The sequence below is a fragment of the Arsenophonus nasoniae DSM 15247 genome (assembly GCF_000429565.1).
Classification (GTDB): domain Bacteria; phylum Pseudomonadota; class Gammaproteobacteria; order Enterobacterales; family Enterobacteriaceae; genus Arsenophonus; species Arsenophonus nasoniae.
This window is the reverse complement of sequence record NZ_AUCC01000004.1, coordinates 28,165-52,322: the sequence shown is the minus strand read 5'-3', so window position 1 is coordinate 52,322 and position 24,158 is coordinate 28,165. Positions and strand designations below refer to the sequence as shown.

25 protein-coding genes and 1 pseudogene are annotated in these 24,158 nt (G+C 36.5%); 21 read left to right on the top strand and 5 right to left on the bottom strand.

Translation table 11 applies throughout. The features are described 5' to 3' along the window. Positions 1-82: 82 nt before the first annotated feature. Both G468_RS0101750 and pabB read right to left on the bottom strand, forming a co-directional pair. A complete protein-coding gene (locus tag G468_RS0101750; protein WP_026821632.1) occupies positions 83-658 on the bottom strand; it encodes a CoA pyrophosphatase in 576 nt (191 codons plus the stop codon). Beyond that, complete coding sequence (gene pabB, locus G468_RS0101745) at positions 658-2,019, bottom strand: aminodeoxychorismate synthase component 1 (protein ID WP_026821631.1); 1,362 nt, start codon at positions 2,017-2,019, stop codon at positions 658-660. Before pabB ends, G468_RS0101750 begins: the two co-directional genes overlap by 1 nt. Before the next feature lie 123 nt (positions 2,020-2,142). On the opposite strand from pabB, the gene G468_RS22775 reads away from it, so the two are divergent. Continuing rightward, positions 2,143-2,313, top strand: a complete 171-nt coding sequence (locus G468_RS22775; RefSeq protein WP_071846840.1) for a YoaH family protein — start codon at positions 2,143-2,145, stop codon at positions 2,311-2,313. A gap of 112 nt (positions 2,314-2,425) precedes the next feature. Further along, a complete protein-coding gene (gene yebF, locus G468_RS0101735; RefSeq protein ID WP_034249179.1) occupies positions 2,426-2,794 on the top strand; it encodes a protein YebF in 369 nt (122 codons plus the stop codon). Between the two features lie 48 nt (positions 2,795-2,842). Here the strand turns inward: yebF and G468_RS0101730 are convergent, their stop codons facing one another. Then, positions 2,843-3,073 (bottom strand): DNA polymerase III subunit theta, encoded by a 231-nt coding sequence (locus G468_RS0101730; protein WP_026821629.1) that lies wholly within the window; start codon positions 3,071-3,073, stop codon positions 2,843-2,845. Positions 3,074-3,334: 261 nt separating this feature from the next. Between G468_RS0101730 and ftnA the strand changes: the two genes are divergently transcribed. Both ftnA and G468_RS0101720 read left to right on the top strand, forming a co-directional pair. After that, positions 3,335-3,838, top strand: a complete 504-nt coding sequence (gene ftnA, locus G468_RS0101725; RefSeq protein WP_026821628.1) for a non-heme ferritin — start codon at positions 3,335-3,337, stop codon at positions 3,836-3,838. A gap of 180 nt (positions 3,839-4,018) precedes the next feature. Further along, positions 4,019-4,366, top strand: coding sequence for a YebY family protein (locus G468_RS0101720; RefSeq protein ID WP_034249169.1), 348 nt, complete (start codon positions 4,019-4,021; stop codon positions 4,364-4,366). Positions 4,367-4,753: 387 nt separating this feature from the next. Here G468_RS0101720 and G468_RS0101715 read toward each other — a convergent pair whose 3' ends face one another. Continuing rightward, a complete protein-coding gene (locus G468_RS0101715) occupies positions 4,754-4,987 on the bottom strand; it encodes a DUF1480 family protein (RefSeq protein WP_026821626.1) in 234 nt (77 codons plus the stop codon). A 562-nt stretch (positions 4,988-5,549) separates the two neighbouring features. Between G468_RS0101715 and G468_RS19435 the strand changes: the two are divergent. The 4 genes and pseudogenes from G468_RS19435 to htpX all read left to right on the top strand — a co-directional run bounded on the left by G468_RS19435 (position 5,550) and on the right by htpX (position 10,485). Continuing rightward, positions 5,550-6,048 (top strand): annotated as a pseudogene (locus G468_RS19435) (GAF domain-containing protein). Positions 6,049-6,143: 95 nt separating this feature from the next. After that, positions 6,144-6,860, top strand: coding sequence for an RNA chaperone ProQ (proQ, locus tag G468_RS0101705; protein WP_026821625.1), 717 nt, complete (start codon positions 6,144-6,146; stop codon positions 6,858-6,860). Positions 6,861-6,879: 19 nt separating this feature from the next. Next, positions 6,880-8,922: a carboxy terminal-processing peptidase gene (gene prc, locus G468_RS0101700; protein WP_026821624.1), complete on the top strand. Its 2,043-nt coding sequence runs from the start codon at positions 6,880-6,882 to the stop codon at positions 8,920-8,922. A 678-nt stretch (positions 8,923-9,600) separates the two neighbouring features. Then, complete coding sequence (gene htpX / locus G468_RS0101695) at positions 9,601-10,485, top strand: protease HtpX (protein WP_026821623.1); 885 nt, start codon at positions 9,601-9,603, stop codon at positions 10,483-10,485. Between the two features lie 40 nt (positions 10,486-10,525). Here the strand turns inward: htpX and G468_RS0101690 are convergent, their stop codons facing one another. Then, positions 10,526-10,747, bottom strand: coding sequence for a DUF2594 family protein (locus G468_RS0101690; protein WP_026821622.1), 222 nt, complete (start codon positions 10,745-10,747; stop codon positions 10,526-10,528). A gap of 346 nt (positions 10,748-11,093) precedes the next feature. On the opposite strand from G468_RS0101690, the gene G468_RS0101685 reads away from it, so the two are divergent. The 13 genes from G468_RS0101685 to G468_RS25540 all read left to right on the top strand — a co-directional run. Next, the gene (locus G468_RS0101685; RefSeq protein WP_026821621.1) at positions 11,094-11,522 is read left to right on the top strand and encodes a universal stress protein; all 429 of its coding nucleotides are present in this window, start codon (positions 11,094-11,096) and stop codon (positions 11,520-11,522) included. A 139-nt stretch (positions 11,523-11,661) separates the two neighbouring features. Further along, a complete protein-coding gene (locus tag G468_RS0101680) occupies positions 11,662-12,099 on the top strand; it encodes a universal stress protein (protein ID WP_026821620.1) in 438 nt (145 codons plus the stop codon). Positions 12,100-12,187: 88 nt separating this feature from the next. Next, complete coding sequence (locus tag G468_RS23605) at positions 12,188-12,331, top strand: hypothetical protein (RefSeq protein ID WP_155846965.1); 144 nt, start codon at positions 12,188-12,190, stop codon at positions 12,329-12,331. Positions 12,332-12,355: 24 nt separating this feature from the next. Next, positions 12,356-13,153 carry a threonine/serine exporter family protein gene (locus G468_RS0101670; RefSeq protein WP_026821619.1) on the top strand — a complete coding sequence of 266 codons (798 nt, stop codon included), beginning with the start codon at positions 12,356-12,358 and terminating at the stop codon, positions 13,151-13,153. Further along, positions 13,144-13,614 (top strand): threonine/serine exporter, encoded by a 471-nt coding sequence (locus tag G468_RS0101665; protein WP_026821618.1) that lies wholly within the window; start codon positions 13,144-13,146, stop codon positions 13,612-13,614. Before G468_RS0101670 ends, G468_RS0101665 begins: the two co-directional genes overlap by 10 nt. Positions 13,615-13,989: 375 nt before the next feature. After that, entirely contained in the window at positions 13,990-14,994 is a 1,005-nt protein-coding gene (locus G468_RS0101660) for an endonuclease (RefSeq protein ID WP_081700600.1), read from the top strand. A gap of 456 nt (positions 14,995-15,450) precedes the next feature. After that, positions 15,451-16,242, top strand: a complete 792-nt coding sequence (phoH, locus tag G468_RS0101655; protein ID WP_026821616.1) for a phosphate starvation-inducible protein PhoH — start codon at positions 15,451-15,453, stop codon at positions 16,240-16,242. A gap of 500 nt (positions 16,243-16,742) precedes the next feature. After that, entirely contained in the window at positions 16,743-20,474 is a 3,732-nt protein-coding gene (locus G468_RS0101650) for a two-partner secretion domain-containing protein (protein WP_026821615.1), read from the top strand. A 32-nt stretch (positions 20,475-20,506) separates the two neighbouring features. Next, the gene (locus tag G468_RS0101645) at positions 20,507-22,117 is read left to right on the top strand and encodes a DUF637 domain-containing protein (protein ID WP_026821614.1); all 1,611 of its coding nucleotides are present in this window, start codon (positions 20,507-20,509) and stop codon (positions 22,115-22,117) included. Beyond that, positions 22,114-22,383: a hypothetical protein gene (locus G468_RS0101640; RefSeq protein WP_026821613.1), complete on the top strand. Its 270-nt coding sequence runs from the start codon at positions 22,114-22,116 to the stop codon at positions 22,381-22,383. The genes G468_RS0101645 and G468_RS0101640 overlap by 4 nt, the downstream gene beginning before the upstream one ends. Then, positions 22,384-22,932, top strand: coding sequence for a DUF3916 domain-containing protein (locus G468_RS0101635; protein ID WP_051296907.1), 549 nt, complete (start codon positions 22,384-22,386; stop codon positions 22,930-22,932). Positions 22,933-22,970: 38 nt separating this feature from the next. Beyond that, a complete protein-coding gene (locus G468_RS24590) occupies positions 22,971-23,660 on the top strand; it encodes a hypothetical protein (RefSeq protein ID WP_248604870.1) in 690 nt (229 codons plus the stop codon). Positions 23,661-23,953: 293 nt separating this feature from the next. Further along, positions 23,954-24,158: helix-turn-helix domain-containing protein (locus G468_RS25540; protein ID WP_211229656.1), on the top strand; the 205-nt coding region annotated here is incomplete at its 3' end.

Below are 24,158 nucleotides of genomic sequence, written 5' to 3'. Positions count from 1 at the left end.
GCCAGTTTATCGTTTTTTTTGAAATTTACTAGTGCTAGTGAACAAAATGTAAAATAAAAAGACTTTTTATATTTTGCCTATTTTAAACCAGTTGTAATGCCAACTTATTAATAATGGCTGCAGTTAATCCCCAAATTAGGTATTGATTATAGCGATAAAAGAATAGACGTTTTTTATTGCCGGCATCATTAATTATAATGGCATGATGATGAGTTAAAGAGAGGGCATGTTTCAATGGTACTTCAAAGATAACGGCGACTTCCGCCGGATTTTTGTAATAAGAAGCCTTTGCTGATAGTAATCCGACAATAGGCGTTACTAAATAGTCACTATGGCTTTTTATTGGCTGCATTTTTCCCAGGATCTGCACTTGATTTGGTAAAATATTAATTTCTTCATAAGATTCGCGTAAGGCCGTTTCAATTAAGCTATGATCATTGGGTTCACGAGCTCCACCGGGAAAAGAAATTTGACTGGCATGTAGGCGTAAGTTATCCGTTCTTTTGGTAAATAGCAGAGTAGGTTCAGGTTTACAAATAATGGGTAATAGCACGGCAGCACTTTTTTTGCTGTGATCGTCATTGACAGATTGGATGGCGTCAGTGGGAACAGGTAATATTAATTGAAATCGGTTAATAAAATTATCTAATATATTCATTAACGTTGATTATTTTCTAGTACGGGTAATATTCGACTTAGTTTATCGAAAGTCTCTTGATACTCTTTTTCAGCTGTACTATCAGCCACAATTCCTCCGCCTGCCCAACAATAAAGGGATTGTTTTTCAGTTAATAAGGTACGTATGCTGATGTTTGTATCCATTGTACCGCAGAAACTAATATAACCAATCGCTCCACAGTAGCTATGGCGCCGATGAGGTTCAAGTTCGTCAATAATTTCCATCGAGCGTATTTTCGGCGCACCGGTAATTGAGCCGCCTGGAAAGCAGGCTCTTAATAGATCAGTGGCATGATAATAAGCGGGCAATTGTGCAACGATAGTGCTGACTAGATGATGAATAGCAGGAAAAGATTCAACCACAAAAAGTTCTGGTACACTAACTGTCCCTGGTATCGCGACTTTACCAATATCATTACGCAATAAATCAACTATCATGACGTTTTCAGCGCGATCTTTGATTGATGATTGTAAACGTTTTATTTGTTCTTGATCTTCTTTTGTATCCGTCAGTCTAGGTAATGTGCCTTTAATCGGACGGGTTTGAATTGAATTGTCGTGCAGCCACAGAAAACGTTCAGGGGATACACTCAGTACGCAATGTTGTTCTAAACGAATAAAGGCAGAGAAAGGGGCCTGATTATTTTGATTAAGTTTAAGAAAAGCCTCCCATTCACTACCCTGATATTTGGCTTTAAAACGTTGTGCTAAATTAATTTGGTAACAATCACCATTGCGTAAATATTGATGAATTTGGCTAATTTTATGGTGATATTGCTGTTCGGACATATTACTTTGCCATGGTTCACACATTTGAAACTGTTTAGCGGGTATTTTCGTTTTGTTTTCTAACCAGGATAAGCGTTGTTCAACATTTTGATAACTAAGCAAAGTAACTATTTTTTTATGGTGATCAACGATTAATGCCCAAAGATAAACGCCGATCGCCATATCGGGAAAGCTTAATTCTTTTTTTGCCTGTTCGGGAAGAATTTCGATTCGCCGACCTAAATCATAACCCCATATACCTAGAGCTCCGCCTTGGAAAGGAAGATCGTTATTCGCTACGAAAGTGACATTCAAATGTTGCATTTCACTTTTTAATAGCTCAAAAGGATCAAGTTCCGAGCTGATTATTTCATTTTCACGGTTAATTAGCGTGATATTGTCTCTTGTTTCTAGGGTGGTTATTGGATCAGCGACCACAATATCAAAACGGTTATGTGGGTGGTTCGCATTACCTGAATGTAATAACATCGCCCATGGTTGGTCAGCTAAAGCATGAAAATAATTTAAAGCGGCATCTAAGGAATAAGGTAATTGAATTTTTTGCAGGCGCATATTTAATTAGGCAAGATAAGGGTTATTAACGAATATACTAACATAAAATAACGTTTTTCATAGGCCAAACTATGCTAATGTTATATTAATGATGATGTTTAAATTAAAAATGAGTAAAAATAAATGTTTTCAAAAATGCCAACGTTAAATCATCAAGAGCAGCAAGAAGCAGCTGAGCGCATTCATCAATTGATGGCTAAAGGAATGAGTAGTGGAGAAGCAATTGCTTTGGTCGCTAAGGAGATACGTGCAAAGCATGCCACCAAAGGGCAAGTTTATAATGAACCTAAGTAACAAAAATAGCTTTTTTACGTGATCGCAGATTGTTGATGTAAAGGATACGCCTTTACACTGCTACTTATACTTACTGATCTTAAGAAAATATTTAGGAGTAAATGTGAAAGTGATGAATAGGCTTTTTATATTGCTTGCTATGATATTATTCACGTTAGTATCTTTTTCAATAATGGCTCAGCCTATTGAAATTAATGAAGTAAGAACAGCTAAATTTATCAGTTGTGATAATTTAAGCCAGCAGCAAATTAGCGCAAAAGTGAAGAATGATTTTATTCAAACCCGCTTACCATACTGGGATGAAGATAGAAAGCTACTTGGCCCGAAGGTAGTGGTGTGGATTAATAACAATAGCATTACACCAATTAAAAATGGTTATAAAATTCTTTTGACGGTTCGAGGTGCGAGAAAAGATCTTAACTACCAGGTGATTGTTAATTGCCAGAATGAGACCGTTAGTTATCAAATTGATATCCATTAAAGATTAATAAACCAACAGCAAAAAGTTGTCGGTATGTTAATGTTGATATTATCCTTTTCGCGGAATGTAAGGTAATTGATCCAACGTATGAGAAATTTTACGAAATAGAGTAAGTCGTTTACGGAAATGTTCTCGTAAATGCGGAGCTTGCTCTGCTTCAATTTTATCGGCAATAACAGGCATATTATACCTTTCTTTAAAAGCCACACTTGCAGCGGCTAGATCGAGGTTTAGTTTTTCTCTTTCTTCTTTTGTTAATTCGGCAAGATTATAACTCATACTCGTATTTCCGATCTGACAAAGATGACTACTAAATAAATTTTAGTAAACGAAACACGCTTTGTCTTGAATAAATATGTAACTGTTTATTATCTCTATAGTATTTTAATAGTGTTTGTAATCAAAATGATCGGTTTTAACCCGGTTTTTGATCAAATAACGGTTAATTTTAATTTTATTTTTATTACAACACCTTTATTATTCCCATAACTGGAGATAATAAAATTGAATTTTTATTTAATAACATAGGAATTATGGACAATGTTGCAGCAAGAGATGGTTAAAAAATTAAATAAACAGCTTAACTTAGAGTTTTTTTCAGCAAATTTCTATCTTCAAATGAGTGCATGGTGTAACTATAAAGGTTTTGAGGGTGCTGCGGTGTTTTTAAAAACGCATTCTCAGGAAGAGATGGAGCATATGCAACGTTTATTCAATTATCTTAGTGATACTGGCGAAATGCCGATATTAGGTCAAATTGATGCGCCAACTGGGAAATTTAATTTAGTAAAAGAGGTTTTTGAAAAAACTTATCTACATGAACAAAATATTACACATGAAATTAATGCACTTGTTGATCTTGCATTGGAGATGAAAGACTACTCGACATTTAATTTTTTGCAGTGGTATGTTGCTGAACAGCATGAAGAAGAGAAGTTATTCAAATCAATTTTGGATAAATTTGAGCTAGTTGGAGAAGATGGTAAATCACTATTTTTATTAGATAAAGAGTTGAAAGGCATGTCTAACGCTGTGCATGCTTAATTGATAACTTCCCATTTTGCGTACAAGTGGGAAGTTTATTTTCTCTATTATTATTTAGCATTTTATTTTTTCTTCTTGCTCAATAAAAAATAAAAATGATTGTAATAATTATTTCTAATAATATGAAAGATATTGTAAGTAATAGTGTTTCATCATTATAAATGATAAGGAAATATTGATATGGTAAAGTTTAGTAGATTAGTATTACTATTAACAATAATAGTCTCATTTCCTGTCATTTCAGCACCACCAATTGTAACGGTGAGTAAAAAACAGTTTGGTGACAAATGGATTTTTAAGCGTGAGGAAGTTATGCTTGAGTGCCGACCCAATGGCGCATTATTTGTTATAAATCCTAGTACATTAATGCAATATCCTCTTAATAATATAGCGGTGGAGCAGGTAAAAAAGCGCCAAATTATCGGATCACCACTTTCAGCTATTTTACTCGAACCTGCGAATTTAGCACAACAGAAAATAGATATTACACCGATACTCAAAACCGCGCAAAATCTTTGTAAAAACTAATTAAAAATTATTGATTGATTTATAGTATCTATCAAAAATAGTTTGGGTGGAGATGTTATTTAAATAAAGACGATCCTGCAAAAATTGGTTAATTTTTGCAGCCACAAACTTTAACATAACATATCGAGTATATTTGATATTTGATAGAAAATATGGGCAATTCAAATTTAATTTACACTAGTCAAATATTTTGTTCTATAAAAACAATCAATGTTAATTTAATGTAATGAATATGTTTATGTCGCTAGCTAATTTTGTGACTGACAGCTAGTATTAAATAGCATTTTGTTACGTCTCTATGACACATTTTAGCGCACGGCTCTCTAGAGCCATTTCCCAAGACCGAGTATTGGAATTAGCTCGGTCTCTTTTTTGATGCTATTGTGATTAAACTATTCTCATAACCCAATGATGCTTTTTTTTATCATAGTACTGGCGATAGAGAAGAACCGGTTTATTATCTAGCGTGGCTGGGATACTCGTATTTTCATCCCAGCCATCAAGTTGCATACAAAATTCAGTATCTGATTCACATGGAATACTGATAGTATTTTCAGCTGCGTCAGACAAGAGTGCATCATCAATAACATAGGTGGAAATTTTTAGTTTTGCTCTTTTCATATAAGTGATCCCCACTAATTATTCAAATGTTAATAAATCACTATAAATACTTTAAGTTCTTAGAATAGTATAAATGGAACTCTTTTCCAAAATAATTGCCACAGCGGTAAATTGCCGGCTTTTTACTATTATTTATTGAAAATTAACCGTTTTAAATAATTTTTGTATTGATGGAAAATGTACTTTAGGCGAAATAACAAGCTACTAACTTACAAATAAGTTGCTTTGAGTCAATATTGCTAATTTAAATAGAAATAGCTTTTAGGTTGAGAAAATAAAAGTGGTAGGTAGCCAAAACAATTATCGCTGGTTTTTTTGTTATATGTTATTACTAAAAATGTTTATAATTTTTTTATTGAATCTTATTTCATAATTAATAATTAGCTAAAATTTGAATTAGTTTTCATTTATTGTGTGATTTGACCGGCCAATTAAATTACAATAAGTTAAAAAATATCACGATTAATAGTGCGAATTGTTAGCCTTGAGAGATAAAAATTGCCATATTGGTGATTTCTTATCTGCCAGATGAGTATATGTAAAATTTGACAAACGGAATGTTATGGGAAAAAAAGCCTTTTATCATGATCTTTCATGTGATTTAACTAGCTTATTTGCTGGTGAATATGATTTTATTGCCACACTCGCCAATACCAGTGCACTACTTTTTGAAAAATTAGATAATATTAATTGGCTAGGGTTTTATCTGAAAAGTCGTGATACGCTTGTGCTTGGGCCTTTTCAGGGTAAAGTTGCATGTGTGCGTATTGCGCAAGGAAAAGGTGTTTGTGGGACCGCTTTTTATAGAAAATAGAGTACAGCGTATTGCCGATGTCCATTCTTTTGCCGGGCATATTACTTGTGATAGTCTCAGTCGTTCAGAGAGAGTTTTGCCGCTGTAAGTCGATGGACAGTTAATAGGTGTATTAGACATTGATAGTCCTATTTTTGATCGTTTTGATGAAGAGGATGAAAATGGTCTGAAAGCCTTAGTTGTAATACTTTGTAACCACTTGAAAGCGTGTGTTATAGCAAAATATCCACAAATTAATGTAATTTAACAGTTGGTTTGCGTGGCAATTGTCTGCAACGCTATTATAATATCGCCTGTTCATGCCTACGTTGGTTGGCAAAACCGTTGTAATCAGGAAATTTCATGGAAAATCAACCTAAGTTGAATAGTAGTAAAGAAATAATTGCTTTTTTGGCTAAGCGTTTTCCTCACTGCTTTATTGCTGAAGGTGAGGCTCGTCCACTGAAGATTGGAATCTTTCAGGATATTGTGGCGAGACTGACTGAAGAGGATGGCATCAGTAAAACTCAATTGCGATCTGCTTTGCGGATGTATACTTCTAGTTGGCGTTATCTTTATGGTGTCAAAGAAGGTGCTAAACGTGTTGATCTGGATGGTAATGATTGTGGTGATTTGGAAACAGAACATGTGGCGTATGCACGTCAACAGTTGATTGAAGCAAAGGCTCGTATCCATGCTCAACGTACCGAGCAAAAATTAAAAAAACGGGAATTTCAACAGAAAGCACCTAAGACAGATAACGAAAAAGCTTTACCGGCAACTTCTAGCAAGAGAAATGGGGCCTTGCGCTCAACGACCAAGGAAATAAATAAAAAAAATAAACATTATTCTTACTCTAAAAATCAAGCTAAAAAAGCCCATAATAGTAAAACGGCTAATCTAACCAAATTACAATCAGTAACGGATATTTCTACATTAAAAGTTGGTCAAGTATTAAAGGTTATGGTTGGCCAAAGTATTGTAGATGCGTCAGTGCTTGAGATAGCTAAGGATGGTGTTCGAGTACAATTGACGACAGGATTGGCAATGATTGTACGCGCTGAGCATTTAAAGTTCTGATATGGAGGCCAATCACGGCATGAATAATTATATTAAACTGGCTTTTGTGTTTGGTATAACTACAATGGCTACTTCATACGCAGATACTGTCGCGCCTCCAACACTATTAACAGCTCAAAAGCTTCCTCAGCTTCAACAGGAACGCCAGCATGCCATTATTAGCGAAAGAGTTGTCTCACGCTTTATCCGTTCTCACTATCGTCAATTTGATTTAGATGAAAATTTTTCTAGTAAGATTTTTGATCGCTATTTAAATCTGTTGGATTATAGCCACAATGTTTTTTTACAATCGGATATTGATAAATTTGCTAGTGAAAAAAGCAAAGTAGGACAACAACTTGAAACTGGTCATCTCAATGAGCTATATGCAATATTTAATCTAGCACAACAGCGGCGCTATGAGCGTTTTCAATACGCTTTATCACGGCTTAATATGCCGCTAGATTTTGCTAATAACGATGTTATTGAAGTTGATAGAAGTAAAGCGCCTTGGCCTAAAAACGTTGAGGAACTAAATAAGCTGTGGGACGCAAAAGTTAAGTTTGATTGGTTAAATCTGAAGCTGTCAGGCAAAAATGACAAAGAAATTAAGCCAATATTGACCAAACGCTATAATTTTGCACTAAAACGTCTAGCACAAACGCAAAGTGAAGATGTTTTTCAGTTGATTATGAATGCTTTTGCACGAGAAATAGATCCGCATACTAACTATCTTTCTCCCCGCAATACGGAACAGTTCAACTCAGAAATGAGCTTATCATTGGAAGGGATAGGTGCAGTACTTCGGCAAGATGAAGATTATATTATTATTAACTCAATGGTGGCCGGTGGTCCGGCAGCAAAAAGTAAATTATTAAAGGTTGGCGATAAGATTATTGGTGTAGGCCAAGTGGGTAAGTCGATGACAGATGTTGTTGGCTGGCGACTAGATGATGTTGTTGCGCTAATCAAAGGACCTAAAGGCAGTAAGGTACGTCTTGAAGTTATTTCAGATTCAAAAGGCGCCAAGCCTCATACCGTGACATTAATCCGTGAGCATATTCGACTGGAAGATAGGGCGGTAAAACTGACGATTAAAAATGTTGGCAAGCAAAAAGTTGGTGTACTTGATATTCCTGGTTTTTACGTTGGGTTAACCAATGATGTTAAAACGCAGTTACAAAAAATGGCTAAAAGTCATGTCGTTGCGCTTGTCATTGATTTACGAGGCAATGGTGGAGGAGCTTTAACCGAAGCAGTATCATTATCGGGTTTATTTATTCCAAGTGGTCCAATTGTTCAGGTGCGTGATAAAAACGGTAAAATTCGTCAGGATGTGGATGATGATGATGTTGTTTATTACAAAGGCCCATTGACGGTATTAATTGATCGCTTTAGTGCTTCAGCGTCAGAAATTTTTGCTGCGGCGATGCAAGATTATGGTCGAGCATTAATTGTTGGAGAACCATCCTTTGGTAAGGGAACCGTTCAGCAATACCATCCCTTGAGTCGTGTTTATGATCATATGTTACGCCCAGATTGGCCTGCTTTAGGCTCTGTACAATATACTATTCAGAAGTTTTATCGTATCAATGGCGGAAGTACCCAGCGCAAAGGCGTGACACCGGATATTATTATGCCAACGGGTATAGATCCGGCTGAGACAGGTGAGAGTTTTGAAGATAATGCTTTACCTTGGGATAGTATTGCGCCAGCTAGCTATAGTGTTATTGGTAATATTAGCCAATATGTTGCTAATTTAATTGCTCATTATAAGGAACGTATAGCGAAAAATCCTGAGTTTAAATATATTGAGGAAGATATTGCCCGCTATCGCGCTATGAAAGCCAATAAAAATATTATTTCGCTTAATTATGTTAAGCGTGAGAAGGAAAATAAAGAAGTTGATACGATTAAATTACATCGTATTAATGAACGCTTTGCTCGACAAGGTAAAGCACCATTAAAAACGATAGATGATTTACCTAAAAATTATGAATTGCCAGATCCATACCTTGATGAAACGGTGAGAATTGCAGTTGATCTTGCAGATTTGGAAGTGCATCATCAGGCTAAGCAATAATTAAAATTCACGTTATAAAAAAACCGGCTTTTGCTGGTTTTTTTGTATATAGCGTTTATTAATGTTTATTGAAAATTTTCACATCCATTTTAGGTTATTTATTTTATAATTTAACTTATTAAGATAGATGCTTTTATTTAAGTGATAACTATATTATCTCCGATAAAGTTTAAATAACGGCTATTGTATAATATGTTATAGCTTATATAATTTATCGCTATTTGAACTATCTATTTGTATTCACATATTAAATCTAATCTATTTGTATAACAATATTTAATATTTTTTAGCATGTTATTAATTAATTATTAATAATTTTACAACTCCTTTATAAAATAGAATATTATATTATTTTGCTGAGCAGTAACTTATTTTGGGCATAACCAAACAAATAATTTTAACTCATTAAGCAAAAAATGAAGTCATAATTGACCCGCTTACGGTTATTTTGTATAGTTTTTAACTATAATGGTTTTATTAAAAACAATAAGTTATATCGATAAATCGTCATTAAGATAAATAAAAATGCAAGCTTATGCTGGTTTTTTTGTAAAAATGTAAAGTTGCGTGGTTTTTTCATATCTGCACAACAAAGGGCTTGAAAAATAGTTAAAAAACATTATTTATATTACTAATTTAATGTTAATCGTCATTAATTAATAAAGGAAAGCAATTTTTATGATGCGAATCGCCTTGTTTTTACTTACAAACTTGGCAGTCATGTTTGTATTTGGGATTATTTTAAGTTTGACTGGTATTCAGGGACAAAGTGTTCCCGGGCTAATGATTATGGCCGGTCTTTTTGGTTTTGGTGGCTCATTTATCTCATTATTAATGTCAAAATGGATGGCATTACGTTCTGTGGGAGGGCAGGTGATTGAAAGTCCGACCACAGAAACAGAACATTGGTTGTTAAATACCGTTAAGCGTCAGGCTGATCAAGCTGGTATTAAAATGCCAGAAGTTGCTATTTATCAGGCACCTGATATTAACGCTTTTGCTACCGGGGCTCGTCGTGATGCATCATTGGTTGCTGTTAGTACTGGTTTGCTAGAAAATATGGATCGTCATGAAGCCGAAGCGGTTATCGCTCATGAGATCAGTCATATTGCTAATGGTGATATGGTAACAATGACTCTATTACAAGGGGTCGTAAATACTTTTGTCATTTTTATTTCACGTATCATTGCTCAGTTGGCGTCTGGATTTTTGTCAAATAACAATAATGACAGTGAAAGTAGCCAGGGTAACCCAATGATTTACTTTGCTGTATCAATGGTGTTAGAAATTGTATTTGGTATTTTGGCCAGTATTATTACTATGTGGTTCTCACGCTATCGTGAATTCCGTGCAGATGCTGGTTCGGCTCATTTAGTAGGTAAAGAAAAAATGATCGCTGCGCTACAGCGTCTAAAAACAAGTTATGAACCACAGGAAGCTGGTAGTATGATGGCTTTTTGCATTAATGGCCGTTCTAAAACATTTAGTGAGTTGTTCTTATCTCACCCTCCTCTTGATAAACGCATTGAAGCTTTACGTATGGGCACTTATCTTAATCAATAAAATAATAACCAATCCCACCTAAACAGGTGGGATTTTTTTATTAACTTCGATAGGCAGTTTTGATTTGTTCGATTATTCGTTTAAAAACTTCTGCTTGTTTAGGATCTTGCATGGTGAGCATTTCTTTTTCTATATTGAGTATAGCTCTTCCGGCATCAGCTTGATTTAGTGCTTTTAATATATGGGTTATAAAAGTTTTCAAGCAACCAATTTCAGTAGCAATGGTTTCTGTATTAGGAGTACTCGAACAATCATTTGTCATTTTTATGCCTCAATGAATTAAAAAATAAAGCAACAATTACTTATTGCGTATTTTACACAGTTGTGGGATTTAGTATAAGACTTTATACAAGTTTTTAATTTAAATAATCTATTTAATATAATATTAATTATTTGATTTTAGTCATTATAATATCTCTTTATTGCTATTGTATTACAAAACTAAATGGCGAAGAATGGTAATAAAAATAGGCTTGCTGATAAGTGCAGCAGTTATTACTGTTTAGGTAAAATATTTAATTTAGCCACGTAAAGATATTCACAATTATTTTATCACTTTTATCTTATACTTTAGAAGTTGGAATAAAAACTTTTAGATGGAGGTGTGTATGTATAAAGTTATTTTAGTGGCTGTTGATATTGCTCAAGAAGAATTAACCAGTAAAGCTATACGACAGGCAGTACAGTTTGCTAAAGTTTCAGGAGCTAAACTAAATTTCATCCATGTATTACCTATTTCATCGGCGATTATAAATGCTTATGCATTGGGATATATGGAAATAAAAGATCGTGCCACACTAAAAGCAGAAGATGATATGCAAAATCTACTTGAACCGATCGATTTACCTGCGGATCGCCTGGGTTATACCATTGCTTTTGGATCGCCGCGTGATGAAATTGTTAGTCGAGCAGAAGAAATTAACGCTGATATCATTATTCTTGGTTCAAGAAGTCCCAATATAACAACTCATCTGTTAGGTTCAACAGCGGCGGGTGTTGTCCGTTATGCAAAAACGTCTGTGTTAGTGGTGAGATAAGGATTAATAATCAAAATTAAAAGTTTAATTATTTATTATTTTAACGGCTAGTTTAATCAATTTTATTGCTTTAGTACGGTATTTTAAATTAATGATTATGGAAATTAAGATTTAGTGCTTACCGTTTCAAGGAGTAAATATGTATAAAACAATTCTCGTTCCAATTGATATCTCAGAAAAAGAACTAATAAAAAAAGCACTTAAACATGCGCTTTATATTGCTAAATTATCTGATGCTAAATTGCATTTCTTCCATGTTGCCCCTGATATGTCTCGTTATTCAATGAGTTATAGTTATCATTATGATTTATTAGCTAATTTTGCAAAAAAAACAATCGAAAGTTCGGAAAAACAATTAGAAATAATAGTTAAGCATATTGATTATCCTAAAGATAAAATTTCTTATTCTGTGGAGATGGGGTCACCTAGAGATAAAGTTCTATCAGAAGCAGAAAAAATAGGTGCTGATTTGATCGTAGTCGGCTCTCGCCGTCCCAATATTGCCACGCATTTGCTAGGTTCGAATGCTTCGGCTATTGTTTCTAATGCTCCGATTTCTATATTGATAGTCCGGTAGTTAATATTATTATAATGCTAAAATTTAGTTAATTTGTTTGTTTTTTGGGTTAAATTAATGGCTTACTTTTTTATTTTAATCAAATTGAATGAAAGGTATTGCAGCAATTATTAGTCGTTTTAAATTAGATTATTTACAAAAAAGTAATGCTAATTTTGATCTAAATAGCGCGTTCTTAATTATGTTGTCTGATATGGTCAACAACTTGATCCGCTATGATTACTATCAATAAAATTCTGTAGGTATAGGCCACAAAATGGAATATGTTGAATCTAATTATCATACTGAAACTGAAAGGCAGAGAAAAATTACGCGCCTATGTATTCAATGTGCTCAGCTCCTTTTTCAACATGGTGCAGAAAGTATGCTAGTGGAGCAATTATCAACCCGATTAGGTATTGCTTTAGGCGCGGATCAAGTTGATAGCGCAATTTCTTCTAATGCAATTGTATTAACAACGGTAATTAACGGTCGTTGTATGACGTCTACTCGTAAAAATGTTGATCATGGCATAAATATGCACGTGGTGACTAAGGTTCAGCACACGGTGATATTGGCTGAATATAAATTGTTAGATAGTGATAAGGTTCAACAGCGTCTGGCTGAGATAAAACCACTACGTTATCCTCGTTGGTTACTGGTTCTTATGATTGGATTATCTTGTGGCTGCTTTTGTAAGCTCAACGGGGGAGGCTGGGATGGATGCTTGGTCACTTTTATTGCCAGTGGCTGTGCAATGTACATTCGACAAATTCTTACTGCCCAATATATGAATCCATTGATTAATTTTTGTATTACCGCCTTTGTGGCCACCACAGTATCTGGTTTTGTATTAAAGATTCCTTATTTTTCCAGTGCATCGACGGTTTCTATGGCAGCTAGCGTTTTACTGTTAGTTCCTGGATTTCCATTAATTAATTCTGTAGCAGATATGTTTAAAGGTCATATTAATACTGGATTAGCGCGTTGGGCAATGGCAAGTTTGCTCACATTAGCCACCTGTATTGGTATAACCATGGCGATGGCTGTTTGGGGATTAAGAAATTGGGCATAATATTTTTACTGACTTTAATTGAAAAAATGTTATTAGCGGCAATACCAGCAGCTGGTTTTGCCATGGTTTTTAATGTACCCGTACGGGCATTAAAATATTGTGCTTTGCTTGGCGCCATAGGTTATGGCTTTCGTATGATACTAATGGAAATGGGCTTTAGTATTGAATGGGCAAGTTTTTGCGCTGCAATTTTAATTGGCATCATCGGTATTCAATGGTCACGTTGGTGGCTTGCACATCCAAAAGTATTTACTGTTGCGGCAATTATTCCGATGTTCCCAGGGATAAGTGCATATATAGCGATGATATCGTTAGTAAAAATTGCTCATTTGGGTTATAACGCTGAGTTACTTGAGACATTAGTAACACATTTTATTAAAACCTTATTTATTGTCGGCGCGTTATCAGTTGGTTTATCTATTCCTGGATTATGGTTATATCGTAAACGTCCACGAGTTTAGTTTTGTATTGAGTTTAAGGTAATATCAAATTGTTGCTCACCCGATATTATAAATTTGAATATTAAATTCATCTGCTGAAAATTGAGTAATAATGACTTTAACATCATTTTCTTGAGCATGTTTTCGTCATATCAATTAATTTTTCTTTTAAGAGTTTTATTAATGTATTCATTTTATTTCCTAAATAAAAAATTAAATTTTTATTTAATGGTATTTTAAAGCGTTAATTATATTTTTATACAAAAATGATATGTTTTTTATAGAAATTCATCATATAAAATAAGAAAATAAAATTAAATTTTTTCATGTGGTTGCGACAATAATGAAAAAATTATATGACTAAAGTGATCGATTTATATATTAATTTTAACCAGGATGTTAATTTTGAAATTAAGCCATTTTTTAACGGTAATAATTACCGTGATAGTCGTTTTTTGTACGCCATTTAGTTTATCAGCGACTCCCACTAGTTTTGACGAAGCAAAAAAAATTGCCCGTAATGAAATTTACTTTGATCAAGCTGCCGGAAATCAAGGAACGCTTTATTGCGGATGCCAATGGCAATGGATGGGAAAGAGTGGTGGTAGGGTAGATTTAACTAGCTGTGGTTACCAAGTCAGGAAACAGATAAATCGAGCTCAGCGAATTGAATGGGAACATATTGTGCCGGCATGGGTATTTGGTCATCAGCGCCAATGTTGGCAAAATGGGGGGCGAAAGAATTGTGTAATAACAGATCCGGTCTTTCGCGCTATGGAAGCCGATCTCTATAACATTGCACCTTCTATTGGTGAAGTGAATGGTGATAGGAGTAACTTCAATTATGGTCAATTGCCAACCACATTTTTGACTTCTTATGGTCAATGTCAAAGCCGGGTGGACTTTAAAAATCGTATTTTTGAGCCCAGAAATGAAGTAAAAGGCCAGGTTGCCCGGGTTATGTTTTATATGTATGACCGGTATAATCTTAATATGTCAAAGCAACAACAACAGCTATTAATCGCCTGGGATCGACAATTTCCGGTTAGTGAGTGGGAAAAGTTGCAAAATGAGCGCATTAGTAAAATTACCGGGCACTATAATCCGTTTGTGACCGGTGAATTAACCTGGCAATTAGGACATAAAAATCAGGCAGCGGGTTTATCTGCAATCACCGCTGAAATAGACAACAAAGTAAGCAAAACAAAGCGTAATATTTCTGATATGGCAAACAATTATCTGACAACAATGATTAAAGGCAACCAAATTAGCCAAATATACCATTTTTCTCATTGTCAGGGATATAAGGTTTTATCAGCAAAAAACAGTATTGTTTTTGAAAATGAGCAAGCAGCGATTGCTGCGGGTTATCGATTAGCAAAAAATTGCCAGCGACAATAAAAAAACATTTACTGTCAAATAAATAGCATATTATCACGCTAGTCTTATCAGCGCGGCTACTAATAAATTATCAAGTGACTGAAGGTAATTGTTTGCGTAATAAAGTTGACAGGCAAGCAATAATCGACAATATTTTTTGTATCAGAGATGTTAAAATATTTTTATAGTCAATTAATGGATATAAGATAATATTAAGTTGTAGAAGATGTTTTATAGTCGTAGTTCTGTGTTTGATGCTGTTCAACATAGGGGATATAGATGATAAGATGTTTAAAATATACGCTTCAGACGTTAACCGGTTATAAGTTTTCCATAACATGCAAGATGGAGAAATTTGTAACCGGTTTTTTCATGCAAATCATAAAATTGGAGTCAATCCTCTGTTTTAGATAGCTTTTTTGTATAGATATTCAAATATTATTACCATCGAAATATAGACTATCGAAAGGTAACACTATGAGTAGACAGAAAGCTGCAACAAGAGCACGCCGAGAATTAAGAAGATCTTTAAGAAAAGAAAGCCGTTCGTCTCGATTAAAAGAGATCAACAATGTGGCATCTTTTGCTGATTTTACAGGTATTGAAACCATTGGTATGGCATGTGAAACACGTGATCGTTCTCCCATTATTCCTCGTAGTGAAGCACAAAGACAATATATTGAAGCTATTAAGTGGCAAAAATTGATTTTGGCAAATGGTGAAGCAGGATGTGGTAAAACGTTTATTAGTTCTGCCATGGCTGCTGATGCCCTTATCAATAAAGAAATCAATAAAATTATCGTAACTCGTCCGGTTCTGCAAGCAGAAGAGGATTTGGGGTTCTTACCGGGTGATATGGCAGAGAAATTCGCGCCTTTTTTTCGGCCGGTATATGATATTTTAGCTAAAAGATTGGGTCACTCTTTTCTCCAGTACTGCCTACGGCCTGAAATAGGCAAAGTAGAAATCGCGCCTTTTGCTTACATGCGTGGCCGAACCTTTGAAAATGCCTTTGTGATCCTGGATGAAGCGCAAAATGTGACAGCCAATCAGATGAAAATGTTTTTAACTCGCCTAGGAGAAAATGTAACTGTAGTTGTTAATGGTGATGTTTCCCAATGTGATTTACCGTTAGGGATCATTTCTGGTCTGGAAGATGCGTTACGACGTTTTAATTGTGACGATTTGGTCTCTGTCGTGAGATTTACTATTGGCGACTGTGTCCGCTCTGAGCTCTGTCATAAGGCCTTATTAGCCTATGAGCTTTAAATAGGTTGTTTATTGGCATAGCGCCCAGACAATCTGGGCGCTATTTATTTTTGCCTAGTACATAGTAAACAGCAACGCTTTAATTTATTTTATCTAGACTATGCTATAGCTGCTCAGTGAATAGTAAAGCAGTTTTTTTGTTTTAGGGGGGGGGGGGGAATAGCAGTAAACATCAGCGTATTGCTCAAGCTTTTATCATCGTGAGTCGTTAACTGAATTTAATTACCATCCATAATTCTATTAAAGCGAGCGATGATATAATCACTGGCTTTTATTTATTAAACAAAAAATTATAAAAATTGTATTTAATTTTAGGAATAAAAACAAAATCGCATTACTAAAATTTAACATCTTGAATTATAAATAAAAAATTGATAATTATTATAATAACTAATTAAATTATTGATTATTATATATTGCCTATTAAATTTTTCCTTTCTATTTTTGAGACGATAGCTTTCATCCTCATATTTATTCAAAAATAGAATATAGGTAATGCTATGAAAAATAAAAATATTTGTTATAGCAGCAAAATAGTTTATCTCATTGCCAGTTATCCTCTGTTGCCGGTTTTCAGTTCCACTATCCAACCGGCGAATGACAAAACTCAACTAACGGTTAAAAATCAAATTCCTATTATCAATATAGCAGCGCCTAATCAGGCAGGTATTTCCCATAATCATTATCAGCAATTCAATATACCGCCACAAGGTGCGGTCTTAAACAACGCAATCCAATCCGCTAATAGTGAATTGGCTGGCCAACTGGCTAAAAATGAACAGTTGACTGAGCGAGCGGCAAGCTTGATCATTCATGAAGTCACTGGTTCATCTTCTTCACAACTTAATGGCAAATTGGAAATCGCAGGCAAGCAAGCGGATGTGATTATCGCCAATCCAAATGGCATCAGCTGTGATGGCTGTCATTTCAGCAATATTGGTGGATTAACCTTAACGACTGGCCAGCCGACACTGAATCAACAAGGTGAATTTAGCCATATAAGGGTGAAAAAAGGGGATATTACGTTCCGTAATAAAGGGCTCAATAGTGGAAGTCAAAATTATACTGAGATGATCAGCCAGACTGCTACCATCAATGCCAGTATTCACAGCAAAAATATTAGTTTACTGCAAGGTACTAATGCAATTGATTATCAGACTGGAACGGTTTCACAAATAACTAACCCGAGCCTAAAACCGCAATTTGCCGTTAACATTACCGCACTGGGTGGCATTTATGCCAATCGAGTTAAAATAATTGCTACCGAGCCAGGCAGTGATGTGAAGCTGGACAATATTAAAACCAGTGAAAGAGATTTATTTGTTTCTGCTAAAGGCAAACTGACGCTAGGTCATATTACCACTAAAGGCCATTTAACCGCCAAAGCGCCAGCCGTTATAATCCCAGCAACCAGTGAAATTGTATCACAGCAAGATCTATTAGTTGAAAGCGATAGCCTAATTAATCAAGGTAAAGTAACCGCTCAACAAAATATGCATCTATTTAGTAATATCATCCATAATCAAGGTGAAAGCGCTAAAATTGAAGCCTATAACCATCTCTGGCTGCAAAAAAATGCCCGAGGTGAGCTTAGTGAAAGAATTGAAAATAGCGCGGCCACTATCTCAACCCAAACCGGTGATTTGTTCCTGAGAGCCAAGCATGTAATTAACCAAACTAATAACCCTGACATCACGCAACAATTGATAACACCGGACAGTAATAAAGTTAAAGAGTATGTTGTCAGAGCGTATGGCCACGGTGTTGTTCTCAGCATAAAACTAAAACCCAATTATCAGATCAATGGCAAACAGCGCTGGTTTGGTGAAATTGATCCATTGTTTACGCAATTTGTGCAATTGGAGAAAACGACTTACACATTAGCTTCCCCGCTAGTCATTGGGCGCATTTCTGCCGGTAACAATCTCTATATTAAAAGTGATCAATTAGTTAATGATAAATCGATTATTAAGTCCCGTAATGATAGTTATCTGCACAGTAAGAATATCACTGCCATTAGCCAGAAACTGGGTGAAAAATCCGCCTGGGTAGCGATGCACAATGCGTTAGATAAACGGGCTAACTATGTTTTACTGCAAGGATCTTTACATCAAATATTCGGTTATATACCAGAGCATCATGCATATAAAAAAAGTGATCATGAAGATGCTCGCATTCGTTATTTTGTCGATTATGGTCAATATCTGTCATTTATACCGGCAGACATAGCAGAAAAAGCACCTTATGAATCATTTATTTATGACAGCGCGACTCACTTAATACCCGTTAACCAGCCAGAAATAGGCCTTTGGCGGGATCACGATTTTTTAGCGGCCAGATTTTCAGCGACCAACAACCTGGTTATCAGTGCTGATAACCTGCAATACAATAAAAACTATCCACACGCCCTTAATTCAGTGGCTGAATTACATGAAAAGTTCGATGATAAACAACTTTTAGTCGGCAAAAATATTACCCTAAATAGCAAACAGCTCACTGGCTCATTATCAGCCCAGGCACAAAATAATCTGTTGATTAGCAGTGAAAATATTGTACTCAATAATAGCGAGCTTAGCGCTAACAACGAACTTAACCTGATCGCCAGGAATGACATTGCACTAACGGATACCGGCTTAGCAGGCCATAATGTGCTGCTACTGAGTAAAAATGGGGCTATCCGCTATCAAGCAGCTGAATATCAACGCTACGATGACGATGATTTTTGGCAGTATGATTTGTTGCCAGATGAAGACTTACTTCCTTACTTTGATATAGCGCCAAAATATAAATTGCTTGCGGCGAAAAACCGGTTGGATATGATTGCCGGCCAGGATATACAAATTGATAACAAAGTGGCGTTAAATGTGCCAATAATCAATATTACCACTAAAGGCAGTATTTATTTCAATCGCCCGGAAAAAGCGTTGTTTAACAAACCGCTGCATTATGATCGATTAGAACTGAACTTAAAATCAATCTATGATTTCCATGATAAAGAATATAATTATCAACGCGACTTAGAAACGAGTGAGCAATATCAACCTAAATGGCAAAAAGCGCGCCATATTTTACTTAATGCCGGTAAAGATATTGTTTTTAATGGCTTGGATTTAGAGGCTGAGCAAGGAATAGAAGTCTTCGCTGGTAACGATATTCAGTTAGCACCCGCGCCATTTAAGCTACAAGACAATTTTTATCTGCTATTAAAACGTCGTTTTACCAATTTTAATACCTTAACGGCATCGTTTTATTCTCCGCAGCTTAAATTGCCTTTTGATTTGAGCAGTAATATAAAATCACCTAGAACCCAAGCATTTAAATCTTATTTGACCTCTGAGGGGACTTTACTGCTCAATGCGGGTCGCGATCTTAACTTGCAGGCCGCCGAATTATCATCTAAGCAAGCCACCCATCTCTTTGCTGGACGTAACATTGACCTCTCTGTCAAGCTCCTGACAACCGATTTAATCGCCCAAAAAGAGCTTGAACATACTTATCAACCACAAAGTTTCACGCCAGTAATACAGTCTGGTGGCGCATTACATATGGTGGCCGGTGAAAATCTTTTTTTACAAGCCGCCAATATTAAAAGTGGTGGGGCAATGGCACTGACTGCTGGCAATGAGTTTGTCATTGATGACGTACCTTATCGAGCAGAAATCGAATCTGATGGCTATTATGAAAAACTTCGTCACCTAACTACGCAACTACACAGTGGTGGTCGTTTAGATTTATTCAGTAAACAACACTTGCTTATCAACGGTGCTCAATTGCATGCAACCGGCGATCTTACGCTGGTATCGGCCGGCAATACAGAATTAAAAGCGCTAAAAAATCGCGATCACGGTTGGCAGCATGGCAAATTAATTGATAAAACCTATCAACAAGGGGTTGAAATTCAAAGTGGGGGTGCGCTTAACATCCTCGCTGGTGGCCATCTGCTTTTTCAGGCCGCTAATCTTAAGGCACAGCAAACAATGGATATTGCTGCGCAAGGAGGCTATCTCTACGCTCAGGCGATGGAAGAGACTGAACACTATGAAGAAAAACGTAAAAGTTGTAATCGTTGGACATTGTGTTTAACTAAAAATAGTGAGCATCGTACCTATCATGCAGTAAAAAACCGAGTGACTGAATTTCATGCCGGTAATGATATCAGTTTGTTGAGTTATAATGACAGTATCTATGAAGCGACAAAAATTAATACCCAACGCAACGCAACGCAACGTTAACCAGCACCCAGGGCCGTGTTCTGTTCAAGGCGGTGCAGAACCAAACCTTGAATCAAACCATTAGTAACTCAAAAGATATCTTTATTACTCGGCGCGATAAAGGTTCGTATTCAGCAGTGTGGCAGTTACCGACGATCCAATATGGTGGTGAGCTAACAGTAAATGCCGCACAAGGAATCGAAGCAGATGTTAACGGTCAAAAAGGACAAACGCTAAAACAGGTTATTGCCAGTTTAGGTGATTCGCCTGAGTCTCAATGGTTGAAAGTACTGCAAGACAATCCGGACGTTAATTGGCATAAAGTGGAAAATGAGTATAAAAGCTGGGATATCACGCAACAACAACTACATCCGGTCAGCGCAGCGGTGATAGCGATTGCGACCGGTGCAGCCGCCTCGGCCTTGGCGATACCGGCAGGAATAAGCGCGGCCTCGGCGGCTGGCTTGAGTGGCACGAGTGCGATTGTCATGCAGGGGGCAGTCTCAGCCGGTGTAAGAGCGATTGCCGCAAAAGCGGCGGTTTCACTGGCGAGTAATCAGGGGGATATTTCAGCGACCCTCAAAGAGCTTGGCAGCAGCCAATCAGTCAAATCGATTATTGCCTCGATGGCTATCGAAGGGTCACTAGCGGGTTTAGATACGACAGTATTCAGTAACGGTGATAGCGTTGCGCACAGCGCCCAACCCTATAACCCAACTTTTCCAAGATTCAGTGATGGTGAATGGCAACATACTGTTCAACGGGTGGCGGCGCAATCACTGATTACGTCAGGTGTAGACACGGCGCTTAATGGTGGCAGTTTTAAAGATAAACTGGCCGCCGCATTAGTCAGCCAGACCAGTCGTCAATTACATGCCGAAGGGGCGCATTTAATCGCTAAAAATGGTCAGGTACTTGGCAACCCGGGCAAACTGCTCAGTCATGGTGCCATGGCGGCTTTAAGTGCAGAGATAGCCGATAGCGATAAAGTAGGAGCGGCGGCCGGCGCCTTTGCTGCTGAATTGGCGGCAATTGGCTTGGGCGATAATTACTATGTTGATAGTTCAAATCGCCAGCAAAAAATCCTCGACACCAGCCGAGTGATAGGCGGCCTGGCCGGCGCCTTGGCCTCGGGCACCGCCGAAGGCGCCTATAGTGGCGCGGATGCCGGTGTTATCGCGGTGCAGAATAACTTTTTAAGCGCTAAAAATGTTATTGACATGAAAAAAGAGCTTGAAGAGGCTGAGAGAACGGGCGCAGATAAAAAAGGGATTTACGCTAAATACGGCAAAATTAGCCAAGAAAACAAAGAAAAGGCCATCGCTGAAATTAAGGATGGCACGCCATTTGATGCAATAGGGGTATGGGAAGAATTAAATGGCGGTGTTGATTTAGCGGATTCATTGAAATGGGCTACTATTTTTGCTGATCTCAGTGCTGAAGACCAAACTCAGTTGACTAATTTTGTGAAGGCCGAAAATGGCCAAAGTGCGCAAGCGATTTATCAGTCTTTACCGACGACAGTCAAAATTGCGCTGCAAGGTAAAGAAATTGCCGAAAACGCAGGGGTTAGAGGCGCGGTTGCAGGCTCAGGGATTTCGGCGATTGGGATTAGGGGACCAAGTCACCATATCAACCAAATCAAGACGCAGTTGGTAATATGAGTGAGTTTTTTAGACAGCCTGGTTTTGGTAGCGAAATGAAGGGAAGTTCGCAAAAAACTAGTCAAGTTTATCAGGGGCAGAGTGTGTATCAGGCATCAAATAATATTGGTACTAATATCAAAAAAGGAGACCAATATTATTTAGATGGTCAGCATAAAAATCACTTAGAATTGTTTGATAAAAGAGGGGATTTCAAGGCTGTTTTAAATTTAGATGGAACTATAAATCAAGTTAAAACTGAAGCAGGAAAAGGTAGGAAATTATAAATGTCAATGCGGAGATTGGCTTTAAGTAATAAAAAACTGAGAGGAATACCTCGTAGATTGCGAACATTGCAAAAATGGTCAGAATCATATAGAGCTAAATTTCCAGAACTCTCCGATGATAATTATTTATGTGGCTATTGGAATGTAAAAATCCCTGTTCATATGGCTTTGGTGCAGGGGAAGCAAACTAATCAAAATATACAATCATTATGTGCTCAGGCTTTAATAGATGCGGCTTATAATATTTATCAGGCCAAACCGCATAATGAAAATAATATAAGGGTTACATGCAACATTGTATTACCAGATATGTTTGCAAGTGAATTATGCATATTTACATCGGAAGAATATTTTAAGCTTCATACGGAATCCGGAGAAAGTTATCTAGGGAAAACTGGCCTTCTTAGTAATAGAAGTTTAAGTAAGGAGTGGAATTTAAAATTACCTAACGGTTTTTCAGAATTAGGAATTCTGAGAGTTGATGAAGATGATGAGGGAGATCTTTATTATTCTGAACAATGGTATATTGGTGAAGTAAATAAGTTTTAATTAAAATTTCTATTTCATAGGAGCTTAATGTCGATAATATGCAGAATGATTATCTGAGTTCAGCTGAGATTCGTCAACCAGATAATGAAATGCAAAATTGCAAAGTCTCAGTGGTAGCCGCTTTAGTGAATTACCTTAATGGAACAGATTTGAAATTCTTGCAAGAAAATATCACGCAAGGGGATAGAACGCTGGTAGTGATAATGGATCCGAGCTCTTGGCCTGTCGCCGTGATGGGAGCAAAAGCGATAGTTACCAATAGTGTCACAAAAGGTAAAGAGCAATTAATCGCAGTAGGAATATCTAGTGCGGCTAATGCAGGGATCCAATATGGTATAACCGGAGAAGTTAAACTGTCTGATGTTATTGGCGCCGGCGTTATTGGCTCGATTACAACAGGAAAAGGATACAATCCAACAGTAACCTGGAATGCGGCAGGAGGTTATTACACTGCTGAAATTAAAGGTGATGACCCGTTTATTTCTGCATTATTAAGTAAAGCTGGTGCATCTGGTGGATATGCAACTAGTAATATTATTAAGGTACCGATGAATAAGAAATTAAATCCTGTATCGAAACAGTATGAATGGGTACCAACAGGCATTTGGACTATAACTAAGCCAGTCCCACAGCACTCTCTTCCTTCTAACATGGGAAATATGGGGGGATCAGTTGTATCAGAGCTGGTACCAAAATTTTTAGAAAAAGATAAAGAGGCTCAGAAATGATAAAAAGCCTCTTTGTATTGATAAAAATTTTCTTACTAATTGCTCTATGTTTAAATTTTATAGTGTTAGTTACTTTCCTGTTTTTTGAAGGACTCTCATACTTATCTGAGGGAGTTTTTAAATTAGATATATTGTGGTTAGGGCTAAAAGGAGGGGTATATGGTGCTATTGCAGCTAGCCTAATAATTTGGTTCTTTTACCATATTGTCACCGATCATGCAAAACTGATCCACTAACGATCATCTAAAACTGATCCACTTGGTATTATTCGCACATTTTTGTACGGATAATTTATGTTAACCAAGGAGATATTTGTGGATATTCATGTTCGCTTTGCACAAGGACAAAGCCTTCGAAAAATTGCCAGTGAGTTGGGTATATCCCGTAACACCGTAAAACATCATTTACAACAACAGACAATGCCAACTTATGCTAAAAGAAGTCAACAACCGACTAAATTATCCCCCTTTAAACCTTATTTGCTTCAGCGAATTGAAC

Excerpts from the sequence above, each read along its gene's own strand:
- proQ (WP_026821625.1), top strand. The coding sequence starts at position 6,144 with ATGGAAAATCAACCTAAGTTGAATAGTAGTAAAGAAATAATTGCTTTT.
- G468_RS0101730 (WP_026821629.1), bottom strand. The coding sequence starts at position 3,073 with ATGAGTTATAATCTTGCCGAATTAACAAAAGAAGAAAGAGAAAAACTA.
- G468_RS0101640 (WP_026821613.1), top strand. The coding sequence starts at position 22,114 with ATGAGTGAGTTTTTTAGACAGCCTGGTTTTGGTAGCGAAATGAAGGGA.
- G468_RS0101635 (WP_051296907.1), top strand. The coding sequence starts at position 22,384 with ATGTCAATGCGGAGATTGGCTTTAAGTAATAAAAAACTGAGAGGAATA.
- G468_RS23605 (WP_155846965.1), top strand. The coding sequence starts at position 12,188 with ATGAAAGGTATTGCAGCAATTATTAGTCGTTTTAAATTAGATTATTTA.
- htpX (WP_026821623.1), top strand. The coding sequence starts at position 9,601 with ATGATGCGAATCGCCTTGTTTTTACTTACAAACTTGGCAGTCATGTTT.
- G468_RS0101670 (WP_026821619.1), top strand. The coding sequence starts at position 12,356 with ATGGAATATGTTGAATCTAATTATCATACTGAAACTGAAAGGCAGAGA.
- G468_RS0101690 (WP_026821622.1), bottom strand. The coding sequence starts at position 10,747 with ATGACAAATGATTGTTCGAGTACTCCTAATACAGAAACCATTGCTACT.
- yebF (WP_034249179.1), top strand. The coding sequence starts at position 2,426 with ATGAATAGGCTTTTTATATTGCTTGCTATGATATTATTCACGTTAGTA.
- pabB (WP_026821631.1), bottom strand. The coding sequence starts at position 2,019 with ATGCGCCTGCAAAAAATTCAATTACCTTATTCCTTAGATGCCGCTTTA.
- G468_RS22775 (WP_071846840.1), top strand. The coding sequence starts at position 2,143 with ATGTTTTCAAAAATGCCAACGTTAAATCATCAAGAGCAGCAAGAAGCA.
- phoH (WP_026821616.1), top strand. The coding sequence starts at position 15,451 with ATGAGTAGACAGAAAGCTGCAACAAGAGCACGCCGAGAATTAAGAAGA.
- G468_RS0101650 (WP_026821615.1), top strand. The coding sequence starts at position 16,743 with ATGAAAAATAAAAATATTTGTTATAGCAGCAAAATAGTTTATCTCATT.
- prc (WP_026821624.1), top strand. The coding sequence starts at position 6,880 with ATGAATAATTATATTAAACTGGCTTTTGTGTTTGGTATAACTACAATG.
- G468_RS0101715 (WP_026821626.1), bottom strand. The coding sequence starts at position 4,987 with ATGAAAAGAGCAAAACTAAAAATTTCCACCTATGTTATTGATGATGCA.
- G468_RS0101685 (WP_026821621.1), top strand. The coding sequence starts at position 11,094 with ATGTATAAAGTTATTTTAGTGGCTGTTGATATTGCTCAAGAAGAATTA.
- G468_RS0101660 (WP_081700600.1), top strand. The coding sequence starts at position 13,990 with ATGTTAATTTTGAAATTAAGCCATTTTTTAACGGTAATAATTACCGTG.
- G468_RS0101720 (WP_034249169.1), top strand. The coding sequence starts at position 4,019 with ATGGTAAAGTTTAGTAGATTAGTATTACTATTAACAATAATAGTCTCA.
- ftnA (WP_026821628.1), top strand. The coding sequence starts at position 3,335 with ATGTTGCAGCAAGAGATGGTTAAAAAATTAAATAAACAGCTTAACTTA.
- G468_RS0101680 (WP_026821620.1), top strand. The coding sequence starts at position 11,662 with ATGTATAAAACAATTCTCGTTCCAATTGATATCTCAGAAAAAGAACTA.
- G468_RS0101750 (WP_026821632.1), bottom strand. The coding sequence starts at position 658 with ATGAATATATTAGATAATTTTATTAACCGATTTCAATTAATATTACCT.
- G468_RS24590 (WP_248604870.1), top strand. The coding sequence starts at position 22,971 with ATGCAGAATGATTATCTGAGTTCAGCTGAGATTCGTCAACCAGATAAT.